The organism is Nitrospirillum amazonense (assembly GCF_007828045.1).
In the GTDB taxonomy this organism is placed as follows: Bacteria; Pseudomonadota; Alphaproteobacteria; order Azospirillales; family Azospirillaceae; genus Nitrospirillum; species Nitrospirillum amazonense_C.
In genome coordinates, this window is sequence record NZ_VITN01000014.1 from 1 (window position 1) to 15,535 (window position 15,535).

Consider the following 15,535-nt stretch of genomic DNA (forward strand, 5'->3'; position numbering starts at 1 on the left):
CTGTCGACCGCGCACAAAGGCCGGACACATGACCGCTTTCAACCCAAACAAAATCTTACGCCAACACCTTGTTTCGGCGGGGCCGTCCACACATGGTATTACTGCCAGTGGTTCTGCCATGCCCTGCACATGGAAATGGTGGGCCGCATGCTGGTCCATCCGGCCAAGGCCTGACCGCCATGCGCGCAGCCGCCACCGTGATACTGGTCCTGCTGCTGGCTTGCCCGTGGGCCCCGACCGCGCACGCCGACGTGCGCGAGGTGCCCGCCGGCGGGAACGGGCTGGCCCGCGCGGTGGCGGCCGCCACCCCCGGGGATGTCCTGCGCCTGGCGCCGGGCATCCACCAGGGCGGTGTCACCATCGACAAGCCGCTGACCCTGGAAGGGCCGCCCGGCCATGCCGCCACCGTGGACGCCGGCGGCACGGGCAGCGCCCTGATCGTAACGGCGCCGGAGGTGACGGTGCGCGGCCTAACCCTGACAGGATCGGGCGTCGAACAGCACACCATGGATGCCGGTGTGCTGCTGCAACCCACGGCCACGGGCGCACGGATCATCGATAACCGGCTGACCGGCAACCTCTACGGCGTCTATGTCCAAGGCCCCCATGACGCCACGGTGGAGGGTAATGACATCGCCGGCCGCATCGATCTGCCCATGAGCCAGCGTGGCAACGGTATCACCGTGTGGAACGCCCCCGGTGCCCGCATCGTGAAGAACCGCATCACCGGCGGCCGTGACGGCATCTTCGCCAACGCCAGCCGCCAGGACCTGTTCCAGGGCAACCGCATGGAAGGCGTCCGTTTCGCCATCCACTATATGTACACCAACGACAGCCGCATCCTGGACAACGTGTCGGTGGGCAACGACATCGGCTTCGCCCTCATGTTCTCCGACCGTCTGGAGGTGCGGGACAACCAGTCCATGGGCGACAATGACTACGGCCTGCTGCTGAACTACGCCAACGCCTCCACCATCATCGGCAACCGGGTGACGGGGCGCTTCCTGCTGCCGCAGTCAGGCCGCCCGTCCGGGGGCGACGCCGGCGACGGCGCCATGATGCCCCGGGTGACGGGAAGCGAGGGCGGCTTGCGTGCCGGCACGGCCAAGTGCGTCTTCGTCTACAACGCCAACAAGAACCGGATCGCCGACAACCGCTTCGACGGCTGCGACATTGGCATCCACTTCACCGCGGGGGCGGAGCGCAACACCCTGACCGGCAACGCCTTCATCGGCAATCGCACCCAGGTCATGTATGTCGGCACCCGCTCGCTGAATTGGTCCGACCATGGCCGGGGCAATTACTGGAGCGACAACCCCGCCTTCGACCTGAACGGCGACGGCATCGCCGATGAGGCCTACCGCCCGAACGACATGGTCGACCGCGTCGTCTGGCGCTTCCCAGCCGCCAAACTGCTGCTGAACAGCCCGGCCATCCAGGTGATCCGTTGGGCCCAGGCCCAGTTCCCGGCATTGCATCCCGGCGGGGTGGTCGACAGCGCGCCCCTGATGAAGCCGCCCCCCGCCATCGCGAGTGCCCAGCCATGAGCGCCCACCCCGTGAACGCTTCCCCCACCAGCGCTTCCCCCACCAGCGCCTCGGTCGTCATCGACCAGGTCACGAAGATTTACGGCGCCCGCGCCGCCTTGACCGAGGTCAGCCTGCACCTGGACCCGGGCCAATGCGTGGCCCTGGTCGGCCACAACGGCGCCGGCAAGAGCACGCTGATCAAGCTGATGCTGGGCCTGATCCGGCCCACCCACGGACAGGTGCGTCTGCTGGGCGAGGATCCGGCCGGGGCGCATGCCGCCCGCCTGCGCCGGGCCGTGGGCTACCTGCCGGAAAACCTGGCCTTCCACCCCTCCCTCACCGGGCGGGAGACGTTGGACTTCTACGCCCGGCTGAAGGGCGTGGCCCGCGCCGGCAACACCGACCTGCTGGCCCGCGTCGGGCTGGAGGCGGAGGCGGCGCGCCGCCGCGTCGGCACCTATTCCAAGGGCATGCGCCAGCGCCTGGGCCTGGCCCAGGCGCTGCTGGGGCAGCCCAAGGTGCTGTTCCTGGATGAGCCGACCACCGGCCTGGATCCGGCCCTGCGCCAGGTGTTCTACGAGATCGTGCAGGAACTGCGCACCGCCGGCGTGACCGTCCTGTTGTCCTCGCACGCGCTGACGGAACTGGAGGGCCGGACCGACCGCATCATCGTCATGAACCGGGGCGTCAAGATCGCCGACGGCACCCTGGCCAACCTGCGCCACCTGGCCGATCTGCCGGTGCGCATCCAGGCCACGGGGGCCCCGGCGGGCGCGGTGGCGGATGCCCTCGGGACGCTGGGCCAGGTTTCAACCAACGGCCACGCGGTGGAATGCTTGTGCGCCGGCGGCGACAAGGTGGCCGTGCTGCGCCGCCTGACCGGCCTGCCCCTGGCCGACATCTCGGTGGTGGAGCCCAGCCTGGACGAGCTTTACGCCCATTTCCTGCGCCGGGAGCAGGCCACATGAGCATTCCCCTCATGACCATACCCCTCATCCTGGCCGGCAAGGAAATCCGTGACGGCCTGCGCAACCGATGGGTTGTCGCCGCCACCTTGCTGATGGCCACTTTGGCGCTCAGCCTCACCTTTCTGGGCAGCGTGCCCACCGGCACCGTGGGCGTGGGCGCCCTGGACGTGGTGGTGGTCAGCCTGTCCAGCCTGACCATCTTCCTGGTGCCGTTGATCGCCCTGCTGCTGTCCTTCGATGCCATCGTGGGCGAGGTCGACCGCGGCACCATGAGCCTGCTGCTCTCCTACCCCGTGTCGCGGGGCCAGGTGGTGCTGGGCAAGTTCCTGGGCCACCTCGCCTCGCTGGCCTTCGCCACCCTGGTGGGATATGGCGCGGCCGGGGCCGCCCTGGTGGCCACTGGCGCCGACACGGGGCCGGAGGGCTGGCGCGCCTTCGCCGGGCTGATCGGGTCCAGCATCCTGCTGGGCGCCGTGTTCATCGCCCTGGGCTATCTGGTCAGCGCCCTCGTGCGCGACCGGGGCGCTGCCGGCGGCATCGCCATCGGCCTGTGGCTGGTGTTCGTGCTGGTGTTCGACATGGCCCTGCTGGGCGTCCTGGTGGCGGACCAGGGCAAGACCGTCACCGTGGGCCTGCTGAACTGGCTGATACTGGCCAACCCGGCCGATGCCTTCCGCCTGTTCAATCTGACGGGCACCGCCCAGGTCAGCCAATTCGCCGGCATGGCCGGCATCGCCGGCCAGATCCACCTGGGTCCCGTCACCCTTCTCGCCGTTCTGGCCGGCTGGACCGCCCTACCCCTGGGCGCCGCCGCCCTCATCTTCTCCCGGAGGCAAATCTGATGCGCGCCCCTTACCTTATCGCCGTGCTGGCCATCCTGGCCATTGGCGGGTGCAAACCCAAGGCGGAGGTCGCGGCCATCCCCGCACCGCACAGCCTGACCGACGCCGACCTCGCCCATTTCTGCAACATGGCCGTGACGGAACACGGCGGCCCCAAGGGTCAGGTCCTGCTGAAGGGCGATCCCATGCCGGTGTGGTTCGCCTCCGTCCGCGACACGGTGGCCTATACCCTGCTGCCGGAGGAGCCCAAGGACATCGCCGCCATCTACGTGACGGCGATGGAGCTGATGAGCGACGACCAGCACCATCCGCCGGCCGGCAGCTGGATCGACGCCCGTACCGCCTTCTACGTGGTGGGCAGCGCCGAGCAGGGCGCCATGGGCGGTGGTGAGCTGTTTCCCTTCGGCAGCGAAGCGGCGGCGCAGGCCTTCGCGGCGGCGCACCAGGGCACCGTCATGCGCTATGCCGACATCCCCAAGGACAAGGTGTTCAACGAGGGCGACCGGAGTGGCGCGTCATGAGCATGCCCTCCCGCCGCCGTGTCCTGACCATCCTGGCCGCCACCGCTGGCCTGCCCCTGCTGGGCCTGCGCGGCACGCTGGCGGCCGAGACGCCATCCCCCCTGCGCCGCTGGTCCGGCGTGGCGCTGGGCGCCGATGCCCAGCTGGTCATCAACCACCCCGACCCGGCCGAGGCGGATACCCTGATCCAGGCGAGCCTGGCGGAGGTGGCGCGGCTGGAGGGCATGTTCAGCCTGTATCGGTCGGACAGCCTGCTGAACCGACTGAACCGCGACGGCGTGCTGGCCGACCCGCCGTCCGACTTGGTGGCCCTGCTGGCGGAGGCGCTGTCCATCGCCCGGCTGACCAATGGCGCCTTCGACCCCACGGTGCAGCCGCTATGGACGCTATACGCCGATCATTTTGGCAAGCCCGGCGCCGAACCGGCCGGCCCGCCAGTGGCGGCCTTGCGCCGTGCCCTGGCCTCTGTCGGGCACGCCCACGTGTCGGTAACGGCGGACCGGGTGGCCCTGAGTCGCCCCGGCATGGCGCTGACCTTGAACGGCATCGCCCAGGGGTATGTCACCGACCGGGTGATAGCCCTGCTGAAGGCGCGGGGTGTCGCCCACACCCTGGTGGACATGGGGGAGATACGGGCGGTGGGCCACCACCCCGCCGGCCGGCCCTGGACCGCCGGGATCAAAGTGCCGGGCGAAGGTGAGCGCACCTTGCTGACCCTGCCCCTGGTGGACCAGGCCCTGTCCACCTCCGGCGCCTACGGCACGCCGTTCGACCCCACGGGCCGCTTCAACCACCTGTTCGACCCGGCTACGGGGACGTGCAGCGACCCCAGCATGAGCATCAGCGTGCGCGCCCCCACCGCCACCCTGGCCGATGCCCTATCCACCGCCTTCAGCATCATGCCGCCAGAAGGTGTCAAACGGGTGCTGGCCCAACTGCCGGACTGCCAGGCCTGGCGCTCGCACACCAACGGCACCATCGTGGCGCTGGCCTGATCAGCTGTGCAGGCCGGGGGCCTCCTGCCCGGTGCTGGCCACGTATTCGGTGTAGCCGCCGCCGTACTGGTGGATGCCCTCCGGCGTCAGTTCCAGCACGCGGTTGGACAGCGTGGCCAGGAAGTGGCGGTCGTGCGACACGAACAGCATGGTGCCCTCATACGCCGCCAGCGCCGTGATCAGCATCTGCTTGGTGTCGAGGTCCAGGTGGTTGGTCGGCTCGTCCAGCACCAGGAAATTGGGCGGGTTGTACAGCATCATGGCCATCACCAGCCGGGCCTTCTCCCCGCCCGACAGGACGCGGCAGCGCTTTTCCACGTCGTCACCGGAGAAACCGAAGCAGCCGGCCAGCGCCCGCAGCGAGCCCTGGCCCGCCTGGGGGAACTTGGCCTCCAAGGCCTCGAACACCGTCTGCTCACCATCCAGCAGTTCCATGGCGTGCTGGGAGAAATAGCCCATCTTGACGCTGCCGCCGACCGTGACGGTGCCGGAGTCCGGCTGGTCGGCGCCGGCGATCAGCTTCAGCAGAGTGGACTTGCCCGCGCCGTTGACGCCCATGACGCACCAGCGCTCCTTGCGGCGGATGGTGAGGTCAAAACCCTTATAGATGGTGCGGCTGCCGTAGCCCTTGTGCACATTCTTCAGTACCGCCACGTCGTCGCCCGAGCGCGGGGCCGGCGGAAACTCGAAGGTCACGATCTGGCGGCGCTTCGGCGGCTCGACCCGGTCGATCTTGTCCAGCTTCTTCACGCGGCTCTGCACCTGGCTGGCGTGCGAGGCGCGGGCCTTGAACCGCTCGATGAACTTCAGCTCCTTCGCCAGCATGGCCTGCTGGCGCTCGAACTGCGCCTGCTGCTGGCGTTCGTTCAGCGCCCGCTGCTGCTCATAGAACCCATAGTCACCGGAATAGCTGGTCAGCGACCCGCCATCGATCTCGATGATCTTGGTGACGATCCGGTTCATGAACTCCCGGTCATGGGAGGTCATCAGCAGGGCGCCGTCGTAACCCTTCAGGAAACCCTCCAGCCAGATCAGGCTTTCCAGGTCCAGGTGGTTGCTGGGTTCGTCCAGCAACATGGCGTCGGGCTTCATCAGCAGGATGCGGGCCAGGGCCACGCGCATCTTCCAGCCGCCGGACAGCATGCCGACGTCCTTGTCCATCATCTCCTGGCTGAAACTGAGGCCGGCCAGCACCTCACGCGCCTTGCCTTCCAGCTCATAGCCGCCCAGTTCGTCGAAGCGCGCCTGCACCTCGCCATAGCGCTCGATGATCTCATCCATGCGGTCGGCTTGGTCGGGGTCGGACATGGCGGCCTCCAGGACAGCCATCTCCTTGGCCACCTCGCTGACCGGGCCGGCGCCGTCCATCACCTCCGCCACCGCGCTGCGGCCGGACATCTCGCCCACGTCCTGGTTGAAGTAGCCTATGGTGATCTGCTTCTCCACCGACACCTGGCCGGTGTCCGGCAGTTCCTCGCCCGTGATCATGCGGAACAGGGTGGTCTTGCCGGCGCCGTTGGGACCGACCAGGCCCACCTTCTCACCCCGGTTCAAGGCAGCGGACGTCTCCATGAACAGGATGCGGTGGCCGTTGTGCTTGCTGATGTTTTCGAGGCGGATCATGGGGACCGGTTTCCGAAGGCGGGGATGGCCCCCTTATGCCACAGGATGCGCAACGCGATAGTGTCCGGATCGGCATACCGGTCCAGCGATGGGGGCTGCGCCCCCGCACATCCTGGCTCCGAAAATTTTTCCCATTGCCCATAAGGGATTTTTGGCGCCCGTTCGTCATCCAGGGAAAGGGCGCCGTGTGCGCGCGAAAAGCCAAAGGGAGGAAGGACGTCCGGTGAACAGAAGTGCGGTGGATCTATGGTTTGTGGAGGAAGTCCTACCCTTGGAGGCGGCGCTGACCGGCTATCTGCGCCGCAAATGGCGGGAGGTATCCGAGATCCCCGATCTTCGGCAGGAAATCTACACCCGCGTCTACGAGGCGGCGACCGTGGCGATCCCTGAGATGACCAAGCCCTTCCTGTTCATGACCGCCCGCAACCTGCTGATCGATCGCGCCCGCCGCGCGCAGGTGGTCTCCATCGAGACGGTCATCGATCTTGAGGACCTGGACGTGGCCGATACCGTGCCCAACCCGGAACAAAGCGCCGTCGGCCGCGAGGCCATGCGGCTGCTGCAGGCCGCCATCAACCGCCTGCCGCCGCGCTGCCGCGAAGTGACGCTGCTGCGCAAGGTGCACGGCCTGCCGCAGCGCGACGTGGCCCGCCGCATGGGCATCAGCGAAAGCACGGTGGAGCAGCAGGTGGCCAAGGGCGTGCGCCTGATCGCCGACGCCATGATCGACATCGTCCCCGAACCCGTGACCGGCCGCTTCGGCCGGCGGCCGCGCAAGGTGGGGCAGCCATGATGGAGCATGATCCCATCGAGGAACAGGCGGCACGCTGGCTGGCCCGCCAGGATGCCGGCCCCCTGGACGCGGCGGCCAAGGCCGGGTTCGACGCCTGGATCGCCACCTCCACCCGCCATCGCGTGACCTACCTGCGGCTGGAGGCGGCATGGCAGCGGGCCGACCAGCTGCGCGTCACCCGCCAGGCCCCCGTCCTGCCCCCGCCGCGCGCCAGCGTGGCGCGCGGGCCGTGGCGCCGCTGGGCGCCCGCGATGGCCGTCGCCGCGGCGGTGGCCCTGGTCGTCATCATTCCCGCCTTGGATGACTGGCCCTTCGCCGCCGGGCAGAAGTTCAGCACCGGCGTCGGCGATCGTTACACCGCCCACTTGCAGGACGGATCGCAGATCGAGCTGAACACCGACACGCGCTTGAGGGCCTCCGTCGATCAGACGACGCGCGAGGTGCGACTGGACAAGGGTGAGGCCTTCTTCGAGGTGGTGCACGACGACAAGCACCCCTTCGTCGTCATCAGCGGCGACCTGCGCATCGTCGACGTCGGCACCAAGTTCTCCGTCCGCCGTGACGGCGACAGGCTGGAGGTGGTGGTGGCCGAAGGCGCCGTCGTGGTTGAGGATATGGCCCATCCCAACGATGTGGCTCCCACGCTGGTGACCCAGCTGAGCGCGGCGGTGGCGCAGCCCAAGGCCATCCGGAAAAGTCCGCGTAGTGAGGAACAGGTGCGGGACGCCCTGGGTTGGCGCCACGGGACGCTGGTCTTCACCGACCGTCCCTTGCGCGAGGTGGCGGCGGAGTTCAACCGCTACAACCGCAAACAGCTGGTGGTGCCGGCCGAGGGCCCCATGGGCGATATCCGCATCGGTGGCAGTTTCGAGGCCACCAATATCGACGCTTTCGCCCGCCTGCTGCACAGCGGTTTCGGCCTGAAGGTAATCGACGACGGCAGGGAAATAAGAATTTCAAATTGAGAATAGGGGATCCGGCACGGTCCTTCGTCATAGCCAAATACAACAATCCAGAAATGAGGGAGAAATCGTGCCAACCCCCAATATCCGTCACGCCCTTTCCGCCGCCCTTCTGACGACGGTCTGCTGGCCAGCACTAACGCAAGCCGCTGAATCCATGGCGGTGCCGCAACCTTCGCGCGCGATCACTTTGGCATCAGCCGCCGAAACGATGATTGACATCCCGGCTGGTGATCTGCGCGCCGCGCTGGAAAGCTATATTCGCCAGACCGGCTCGCAACTGATCTACAAGGCCGACGACGTCGCCGGCATCAGCACCAAGGGTGCCCAGGGTCACCTGTCGGCCCAGCAGGCGCTGGACAGCATTCTGGCCAACACCGGCCTGACCGTGCACCGCGACCCCTCGGGCGCCGCCGTGGTCAGCCGCAAGGCCGACCGCGCCGCCACGGCGACCCCGGCCCTGCGTAATGCCGCCGCCCAGGGGGGCGCCACCGAGGGGGCCGCGGCCCAGACCCAGGTGGCCCAGGCCACGCCCGCCACCACGACCGGTGCCGACGACACCGTGCAGATGGGCGGCGCGCCCGACCTGCAGGAAATCATCGTCACCGGCTTGCGCTCCAAGCGCAACCTGCTGAACGCCTCCGTCGCCATCACCGCGGTGAACGAGGCCGATCTGGCCCAGAAGGCGCCGCGCAGCACCGTCGATGTGCTGGAGATGATCCCCGGCATCTTCGTCGAGGGCACGGCCGGCCCCGTGTCCAACAACTACTCGGTGCGCGGCCTGCCCGGTGGCAGCCAGCAGTTCGTCCGCCTGATCGAGGATGGCATGCCCGCCATCTATGGCGGCCTGAACGATGACGAGGTTTTCCAGAACGACATCTCGATCGACCGGGTCGAGGCGCTGCAGGGCGGCAGCTCCGGCATCCTGACGCCCAACGCCGCCGGCGCGTCCATCAACTTCATCTCGCGCAAGCTGAACTTCGACGAGGCCGGCGGCATCGCCCGCATCACCGGCACCACCTATGGCGACCGGCGCGGCGACCTGTGGTTCTCGTCCCCCATCCCGGACCTGAAGGACACCGCCTTCGCCATCTCCGGCTATTACGACAGCACGCCGGGTGTGCGCAGCTCGCCCTTCCGGTACGAGACCTATCACATCAAGGGCCAGCTGGAGCACAAGTTCGAGGACGGCTGGATCCGCTTTACCGTCAAGGACTGGGACGAGCACGACCCCTACTACGCCGACCAGCCCTACGCCTACAACAACGGCACGATTTCCAGCGTGCCGGGCCTGGACACGCAGTTCGGCAACATCATCGGCAAGGGCTTCGCCAACGTCAGCGTGCCGGATTCCTGCTACGCCAACGGCCAGTGCTTCCGCAATTTCAGCATGCAGGACGGCATCCACGCCACCGGCCACCAGTTCCGCGTGGATGGGGAGCGTGAGTTCGACCACGGCATCTCCCTCTTCGCCCGCGGCCGCTATACCGAGACGGATTGGGACTTCAACGGCGTGTTCGCCGGCAGCGGCACCGGCAACGGCGGCCTGGCCTCGGCCCTCACCTACCTGGCACCCACCAGCGCCTCGCCCATCTACGACCTGCTGCAGTCCGGCTTGGCCGCCTTCCCCGGCACCACGCAGTTCGGCATCCGCAACCTGACCAACGGCCAGGTCACCGCGGCGTCCAACGCCGCCGCCCTGAACGCGCTTAACGGCAACGGCCTGCTACAGCAGACCGTGCTGAACCGCCAGCTGGTGAAGTTGCGCGACTGGGGCAGCGATTTCGGCGCCAAGTGGGACACCTCGGGCGACGGCTGGACCAACAGCCTGACCGTGGGCGGCATGATCTACGCTACCGACATCGCCAACGACCAGTCCGGCGTCTCCACCGTCATCAACGACGTGAAGAACCAGTCCAACATCTATGACATCGTGGCCATGAACAGCGCCGGCAACGTGCTGGGCACGCTGGGCAACAACGGCCTGATCTCCTACGGCAACTGGGGCGCTGGCATCAGCGCCACCCACCAGACGTCGAAGTCGGTCTACGTGAACGACGAATTCGCCTGGAACCAGGACCTGCACTTCGACTTCGGCGTGCGCTATGAGCGCGAGGACACCGACGGCGTGGCGGGCAACAGCTCGCCCCAGCCCATCCCGGCGGGCGTGGGCGGCATCGTGCAGGTGAACCCGAACGCGTTCAACGGCACCTACAGCTACACCTCGGGCCATGAGTCGCCGGTGCACGTCACCGCCGGCGTGAACTACACCATCGCCCAGAACCTGTCGGTCTACGCCCGCTACGCCCACGCCTACCAAACCCAGGGCACCAACCCGCAGGCGGCCGCCCTGTCCCTGTACGAAGGTGGCGTCACCTATTCCGACTATGGCCTGACCGGCACCGTCCGCGGCTTCCGTACCGAGTTCAAGAACCAGACCTGGGGCGGCGGCGTCAATCCGGCCGATCCCAACCTGAACCAAGGCTTCTTCGCCGATTCCGAGACCAACGGCGTCGATGTCGACCTGTACTACCGCCCGCAGTACGAGCCGCTGAGCGCCTTCGGCGTGCACGCCCAGGCCACCTACCAGGACCCGACGTTCAGCAACGTCAAGGTCGGCTTCATCGACGTCAACGGCACCAACATCGCGCCGCAGGTGGCCGCCTTCTACAATGGCAAGATCCCGGGCCGCACCCCGAAGATCCTGTACGCCGTCACGCCGGAGTACAACCTGCCCAACAACAAGGGCCAGATTTACCTGCGCTACAAATATGTCGGCCGCATCTTCGCCGACAACGGCAACCAGGTGGAGCTGCCCGGCTACGGCGTCGTGACCATCGGTGCCATCTACAACATCACGCCGGCCATGACGCTGAACGTCAGCGTCGACAACGTGACGGATGAGCTGGGCCTGACGGAGGGCAACCCCCGCCAGGGCTTCACCCAGCAGGTCGTGAACGGCTACTTCTATGGCCGTGGCATCGTCGGCCCGAACGCCATGGTGTCGCTGACCGCGAAGTTCTGATCCCGCTTCCTCCCCCCTTCCTCCCCTGGGCGGCGGATCAGTCTCGGGGCCCGCCGCCCGCTTTTTTCCCTGAAGGAGAGCGAAACCGTGTCAGATCGCCGGATCCGGAAGGTCGTCATCCTGGGCGGCGGCACCGCCGGATGGATGACGGCGGCAGCGCTGGCCAAGGTCAACACCCCGCCGCAGTTCGAGGTGACGCTGATCGAGTCCGATGAGATCGGCATCATCGGCGTGGGGGAGGCCACCATTCCCACCATCCACTGGTTCAATCGCCTGATCGACCTGGATGAGGCGCAATTCCTGCGCGAGACCAAGGCCACCTTCAAGCTGGGCATCGAGTTCGTCGGCTGGAATGGCGGCGATAGTCGTTATTTCCATCCCTTCGGCCGCTATGGCGGGCCGGCCGACGCGCAGATGTTCTTTCACCGCTGGATTCGCGCCAACCTGGGTGGCTTCCCCCACGGCCACCAGGATTATTCCCTGGCCACGCTGGCGGCCAGGGCGAACAGGTTCGGCCCGCCCGCCCCCGACCCCAATTCCCTTTTCTCCACCCTGGGTTATGCCTACCACTTCGACGCCGGGCTCTACGCCGCCCATCTGCGCCGCCTGTCCGAGGCGCGCGGGGTGAAGCGGATCGAAGGCAAGGTGGAGCGGATCGAGCAGGACCCGGAGACCGGCTTCGTCACCCGCCTGACCACCCACCGGGGCGAGGTGGTGGAGGGCGACCTGTTCATCGACTGTTCCGGCCTGCGCGCCCTGCTGATCGAGGGCGTGATGAACAGCGGGTTCGAGGACTGGTCGCACTGGCTGCCCTGCGACCGCGCCCTGGCGATCCCTTGCGAGCGTGTCGCCGACCCCACCCCCTACACCCGCGCCACCGCCCACGCCTTCGGCTGGCAATGGCGCATCCCGCTGCAGCACCGTACCGGCAACGGCATCGTCTACAGCAGCCGGTTCGTGGGCGACGATGAGGCGGCCGCCACCCTGATGGCCAACCTGGACGGCAAGGCGCTGGCCGACCCGCGCCTGATCCGCTTCCAGACCGGGCGGCGGCGGCGGTCCTGGGTCAAGAACGTGGTGGCCATCGGCCTGTCCAGCGGCTTCCTGGAGCCCTTGGAATCCACCTCCATCCACCTGATCCAGAGCGGTATCGCCAAGCTTCTGTCCCTGTTCCCCACCCGCGACTGTCCGGAGGAGACGGCGGGTCAGTTCAACCAGGTCTATGGCGCCGACGTTGAATCGGTGCGCGACTTCCTGGTGCTGCACTACAGCCGCACCCAGGGACGGGATGAGCCCCTGTGGCGCCACTGCCAGGCCATGGCGGTGCCGGAGGGCCTGTCCTTGAAGGAACGCCACTTCACCCGCACCGGCCGCATCGTGCTGTCGACCGACGAACTGTTCCGCGAGGCCAGCTGGTTCGCCGTGCTGATGGGCCAGGGATTGCGGGCCACCGACTACAACCCGCTGCTGGACACCATGCCGGCCAACGAGAACCTGGCCTACTTGCTGCGCCTGCGCGACCAGATGGCCAAGGCCGCCGCCACCCTGCCCAGCCACGAAGAATATCTCCGCCGCGTGATGGGACCGGCCTGACCCCTGACCCTCCTCCCGTCCGTCCACCCCGCCGCCGCCCCAGCTTGCCACCTTCCCAATTCCGGGGCGGCGCGCCCCTGGTTCATGCCTGCCTCATAGGACCCGCCCATGCCGCGCCTTCCGCACCTGCTCTCCAGCTCTGTCCTGGCCCTGACGCTGGCCTGGGCGCCGGCATGCTTCGCCGACACGGCCGCCAAGCCTGCCCTGTCCTACAGCCTGACGGAGGGGCGGAACCTCAACACCTTCCTGCGTCAGGGCGAGGTGGCGGCCCACCTGCTGCTGCGTTCCGGCAAGGACGCGCGCATCCTGGTGGCTTTCCCGGCCGGCAACAGCAGCGTCGGCCTGTGGCTGGACACGGCTGACACCGCCAGCTGGACCCTGACCGGCCCCCCCCAGCCGGTGACCACCACCGACGCCCAGGGCCGCCCCCTGCGCGGGGTGGTGTTCGAGGCGACGCTGAAGGCCGACAGCGCCCTGCCCCGCCAGGGCGTGCTGTCCAGCACCCGGGTGCTGCGCGACTATGAAACCCTGCGCACCCTGCCCGCCCAGGTGCAGGCGCGGCCCACCCGCACGAACGACACGCTGGACTGGAGCCGCGACCGCCTGGACGGCAAGGCTGGCTACCGCCTGACCGTGACGGTGACCCACGGCCAGCTGACGGACGGTGGGTTTAAGGCCGGTGCCGACGGCACCATCGGCCTGCGCGTCACGGCACTGACCGGTGAGACGCCGCTGACCCCGCTGGCCGGCGACCAGTTGCTGAACGCCGGCGCGGCGGCGCAGCCGGCCAGCCGCGACGCCCTGACCTTCCTCAGCTATCGGGAAAAGCTGCTGGCCGGGTCCTGGCGCTTCCATACCTATTTCGGGCGCGACACCCTGATGTCCGTCATGCTGTTGATGCCGGCCCTGCAACCGGATGCCGTGCAGGCCGGCTTGCGCTCCGTCCTCGCCCGCCTGTCGCCGGCCGGTGAGGTGGCGCATGAGGAGGATATCGGCGAATTCGCCATCCTGGACCATCTGAAGGCCGACGGCGGCATGTCAGACGCGCCCGTCTATGACTACAAGATGGTGGACAGCGATTTCCTGCTGGCGCCGGTGGCGGGGGCCTGGCTGTTGGACGACGCGCGCGGCCGGGTGGCGGCCGCCGAATTCCTGGCTGCGCCCGATGGCCGGCATGGGGAAAGCGAGGCGGCGGGGGCGGCCCTGGTGCGCAACCTGCGGCAGGTGGTGGCCCAGGCCACCCCCTTCGCCGTGGCCCCCGGCACCACCACCCTGGTGCGGCTGAAGCCGGGCCAGCGGGTCGGCGAATGGCGCGACAGCAACACCGGCCTGGGCGGCGGTGTCTATCCCTACGACGTCAATGCCATCCTGGTGCCGGCGGCCCTGGAGGCGGCGGACGCCCTGCTGAAGTCCAAGCTGCTGGACCCCTGGATGGACGCGGCCGCCCGTACCGACCTGGCCAAGGCCGCGGACCTCGCGAAGGTGTGGCGGGCCAAGGCCCCCGCCCTGTTCGACGTGACGGTGGCGCCGGCCGAGGCGCGCCGGGACGTCGCCGCCTATGCCGCCAAGGTGGGCGTGCCGGCCGACGCGGCGCTGGCGGCCCTGCCCAAGGGCCCGGTGCGCTTCCACGCCCTGTCGCTGAACGCCGACGACACCCCCGTCCCGGTCCTGCACTCGGATGAAGGGTTTGAGATGCTGTTCGGCCACCCCAGCCCCGCGGCGCTGGACGCCGCGGTGGAGGCTGCCGACCGCCCCTTCCCCGCCGGCCTGATGACCGGCATCGGCATGCTGGTGGCCAACCCGGCCTACGCGCCGGCGGCAACGCAGGACCTGTTCCCCCGCACCGCCTATCATGGCACCGTCGTGTGGTCCTGGCAGCAGGCGCTAACCGCCGCAGGCTTGGCCCGGCAGTTGACGCGCACCGACCTGCCGGCCACGACCCGGGCCAAGCTGACCCGGATGCAGACCGCGCTGTGGCGGGACATCGAGGCCGCCAAGGGAGTGCAGAACTCCGAACTGTGGTCCTGGGACTACCGCGACGGCCACTACATCGTCGCCCCCTATGGCGCCGCCGGCAACGACGCCGACGAGTCCAACGCCGCTCAGCTGTGGAGCACCGTCTTCCTGGCCGTGCAGCCGCCCGGGGGACAGCGCTAATCGCTGTCCAGCTTTAAACACCTGGTGGCATACGATGCTAGTGCGAGGTTTCCGGCCAGAACCCAGGATCCATGATCTGCTCAAATGACCATGGGCATTCCGCCGGAAAGGTTGCCTCCGGCAGGCCGGTTTCATCAGCGGCCATGATCAAGGCGTTGCCGTAAGCCTGCTGAATGGCTTCCGGCAGTTTCGCCGTCAGGCTGGGGTTGTCCTGAAGATGAACGGCCAAGTCTCGCCGTTGCACCCGGATCGTCGCTTCCCAAGAAGAGCCGCGTCGCACCGGCTGGAACTGCCATTTCAGGAGATGCAGGAGTAAGACCACGAGGCGCTTTGACAGTTCACGCTTCTCGGCTTTGCCCATGCTCTCGATTTCCTCGGCGATGTGCTCAATGTCTGCCGCCGACAGCTTGCCGGAGCGCAGCAGGGCCGCCTGCTCATTGGCCCAGGCGTAAAAGTCCTGCTCATAAAGGCCGGACTTGGGCATCAGCACTTCCTCCTTCGAACGACTGGGCCTGAGGATAGCACAA

12 protein-coding genes are annotated in these 15,535 nt (G+C 67.9%); 10 read left to right on the forward strand and 2 right to left on the reverse strand.

The annotated features are described in order from the left end of the window. Window positions 1–179: 179 nt before the first annotated feature. From FBZ89_RS19925 to FBZ89_RS19945, 5 genes are read left to right on the forward strand one after another with little or no spacing between them, the layout of a single operon-like run. Entirely contained in the window at window positions 180–1,547 is a 1,368-nt protein-coding gene (locus tag FBZ89_RS19925) for a nitrous oxide reductase family maturation protein NosD (RefSeq protein ID WP_145751598.1), read from the forward strand. Beyond that, complete coding sequence (locus FBZ89_RS19930; protein ID WP_145751599.1) at window positions 1,544–2,497, forward strand: ABC transporter ATP-binding protein; 954 nt, start codon at window positions 1,544–1,546, stop codon at window positions 2,495–2,497. The genes FBZ89_RS19925 and FBZ89_RS19930 overlap by 4 nt, the downstream gene beginning before the upstream one ends. Further along, window positions 2,494–3,339, forward strand: coding sequence for an ABC transporter permease (locus FBZ89_RS19935; RefSeq protein WP_246172367.1), 846 nt, complete (start codon window positions 2,494–2,496; stop codon window positions 3,337–3,339). The genes FBZ89_RS19930 and FBZ89_RS19935 overlap by 4 nt, the downstream gene beginning before the upstream one ends. Further along, complete coding sequence (locus FBZ89_RS19940; RefSeq protein ID WP_145751600.1) at window positions 3,339–3,860, forward strand: nitrous oxide reductase accessory protein NosL; 522 nt, start codon at window positions 3,339–3,341, stop codon at window positions 3,858–3,860. Before FBZ89_RS19935 ends, FBZ89_RS19940 begins: the two co-directional genes overlap by 1 nt. Next, window positions 3,857–4,855, forward strand: coding sequence for an FAD:protein FMN transferase (locus FBZ89_RS19945; RefSeq protein WP_145751601.1), 999 nt, complete (start codon window positions 3,857–3,859; stop codon window positions 4,853–4,855). The genes FBZ89_RS19940 and FBZ89_RS19945 overlap by 4 nt, the downstream gene beginning before the upstream one ends. Here FBZ89_RS19945 and abc-f read toward each other — a convergent pair whose 3' ends face one another. Next, window positions 4,856–6,478 (reverse strand): ribosomal protection-like ABC-F family protein, encoded by a 1,623-nt coding sequence (abc-f, locus tag FBZ89_RS19950; RefSeq protein WP_145751602.1) that lies wholly within the window; start codon window positions 6,476–6,478, stop codon window positions 4,856–4,858. It lies immediately after the preceding gene. A gap of 223 nt (window positions 6,479–6,701) precedes the next feature. Between abc-f and FBZ89_RS19955 the strand changes: the two genes are divergently transcribed. From FBZ89_RS19955 to FBZ89_RS19975, 5 genes are all read left to right on the forward strand, one after another. Further along, a complete protein-coding gene (locus FBZ89_RS19955; protein ID WP_186457456.1) occupies window positions 6,702–7,271 on the forward strand; it encodes an RNA polymerase sigma factor in 570 nt (189 codons plus the stop codon). Further along, entirely contained in the window at window positions 7,268–8,236 is a 969-nt protein-coding gene (locus FBZ89_RS19960) for a FecR family protein (RefSeq protein ID WP_145751604.1), read from the forward strand. Before FBZ89_RS19955 ends, FBZ89_RS19960 begins: the two co-directional genes overlap by 4 nt. A 208-nt stretch (window positions 8,237–8,444) precedes the next feature. Beyond that, window positions 8,445–11,258 carry a TonB-dependent siderophore receptor gene (locus FBZ89_RS19965; protein ID WP_145751605.1) on the forward strand — a complete coding sequence of 938 codons (2,814 nt, stop codon included), beginning with the start codon at window positions 8,445–8,447 and terminating at the stop codon, window positions 11,256–11,258. 87 nt (window positions 11,259–11,345) lie between these two features. Then, the gene (locus tag FBZ89_RS19970; protein ID WP_145751606.1) at window positions 11,346–12,851 is read left to right on the forward strand and encodes a tryptophan halogenase family protein; all 1,506 of its coding nucleotides are present in this window, start codon (window positions 11,346–11,348) and stop codon (window positions 12,849–12,851) included. 108 nt (window positions 12,852–12,959) lie between these two features. Then, window positions 12,960–15,008, forward strand: a complete 2,049-nt coding sequence (locus tag FBZ89_RS19975; RefSeq protein ID WP_145751607.1) for a hypothetical protein — start codon at window positions 12,960–12,962, stop codon at window positions 15,006–15,008. A gap of 37 nt (window positions 15,009–15,045) precedes the next feature. Here FBZ89_RS19975 and FBZ89_RS19980 read toward each other — a convergent pair whose 3' ends face one another. Further along, window positions 15,046–15,492, reverse strand: a complete 447-nt coding sequence (locus FBZ89_RS19980; RefSeq protein ID WP_145751608.1) for a DUF29 domain-containing protein — start codon at window positions 15,490–15,492, stop codon at window positions 15,046–15,048. Between the last annotated feature and the right edge of the window lie 43 nt (window positions 15,493–15,535).

Bases quoted from the DNA above. Each gene is read 5' to 3' on its own strand.
- FBZ89_RS19930 (WP_145751599.1), top strand. From the start codon at position 1,544: ATGAGCGCCCACCCCGTGAACGCTTCCCCCACCAGCGCTTCCCCCACC.
- FBZ89_RS19960 (WP_145751604.1), top strand. From the start codon at position 7,268: ATGATGGAGCATGATCCCATCGAGGAACAGGCGGCACGCTGGCTGGCC.
- FBZ89_RS19945 (WP_145751601.1), top strand. From the start codon at position 3,857: ATGAGCATGCCCTCCCGCCGCCGTGTCCTGACCATCCTGGCCGCCACC.
- FBZ89_RS19975 (WP_145751607.1), top strand. From the start codon at position 12,960: ATGCCGCGCCTTCCGCACCTGCTCTCCAGCTCTGTCCTGGCCCTGACG.
- FBZ89_RS19940 (WP_145751600.1), top strand. From the start codon at position 3,339: ATGCGCGCCCCTTACCTTATCGCCGTGCTGGCCATCCTGGCCATTGGC.
- FBZ89_RS19925 (WP_145751598.1), top strand. From the start codon at position 180: ATGCGCGCAGCCGCCACCGTGATACTGGTCCTGCTGCTGGCTTGCCCG.
- abc-f (WP_145751602.1), bottom strand. From the start codon at position 6,478: ATGATCCGCCTCGAAAACATCAGCAAGCACAACGGCCACCGCATCCTG.
- FBZ89_RS19965 (WP_145751605.1), top strand. From the start codon at position 8,445: ATGATTGACATCCCGGCTGGTGATCTGCGCGCCGCGCTGGAAAGCTAT.
- FBZ89_RS19980 (WP_145751608.1), bottom strand. From the start codon at position 15,492: ATGCCCAAGTCCGGCCTTTATGAGCAGGACTTTTACGCCTGGGCCAAT.
- FBZ89_RS19935 (WP_246172367.1), top strand. From the start codon at position 2,494: ATGAGCATTCCCCTCATGACCATACCCCTCATCCTGGCCGGCAAGGAA.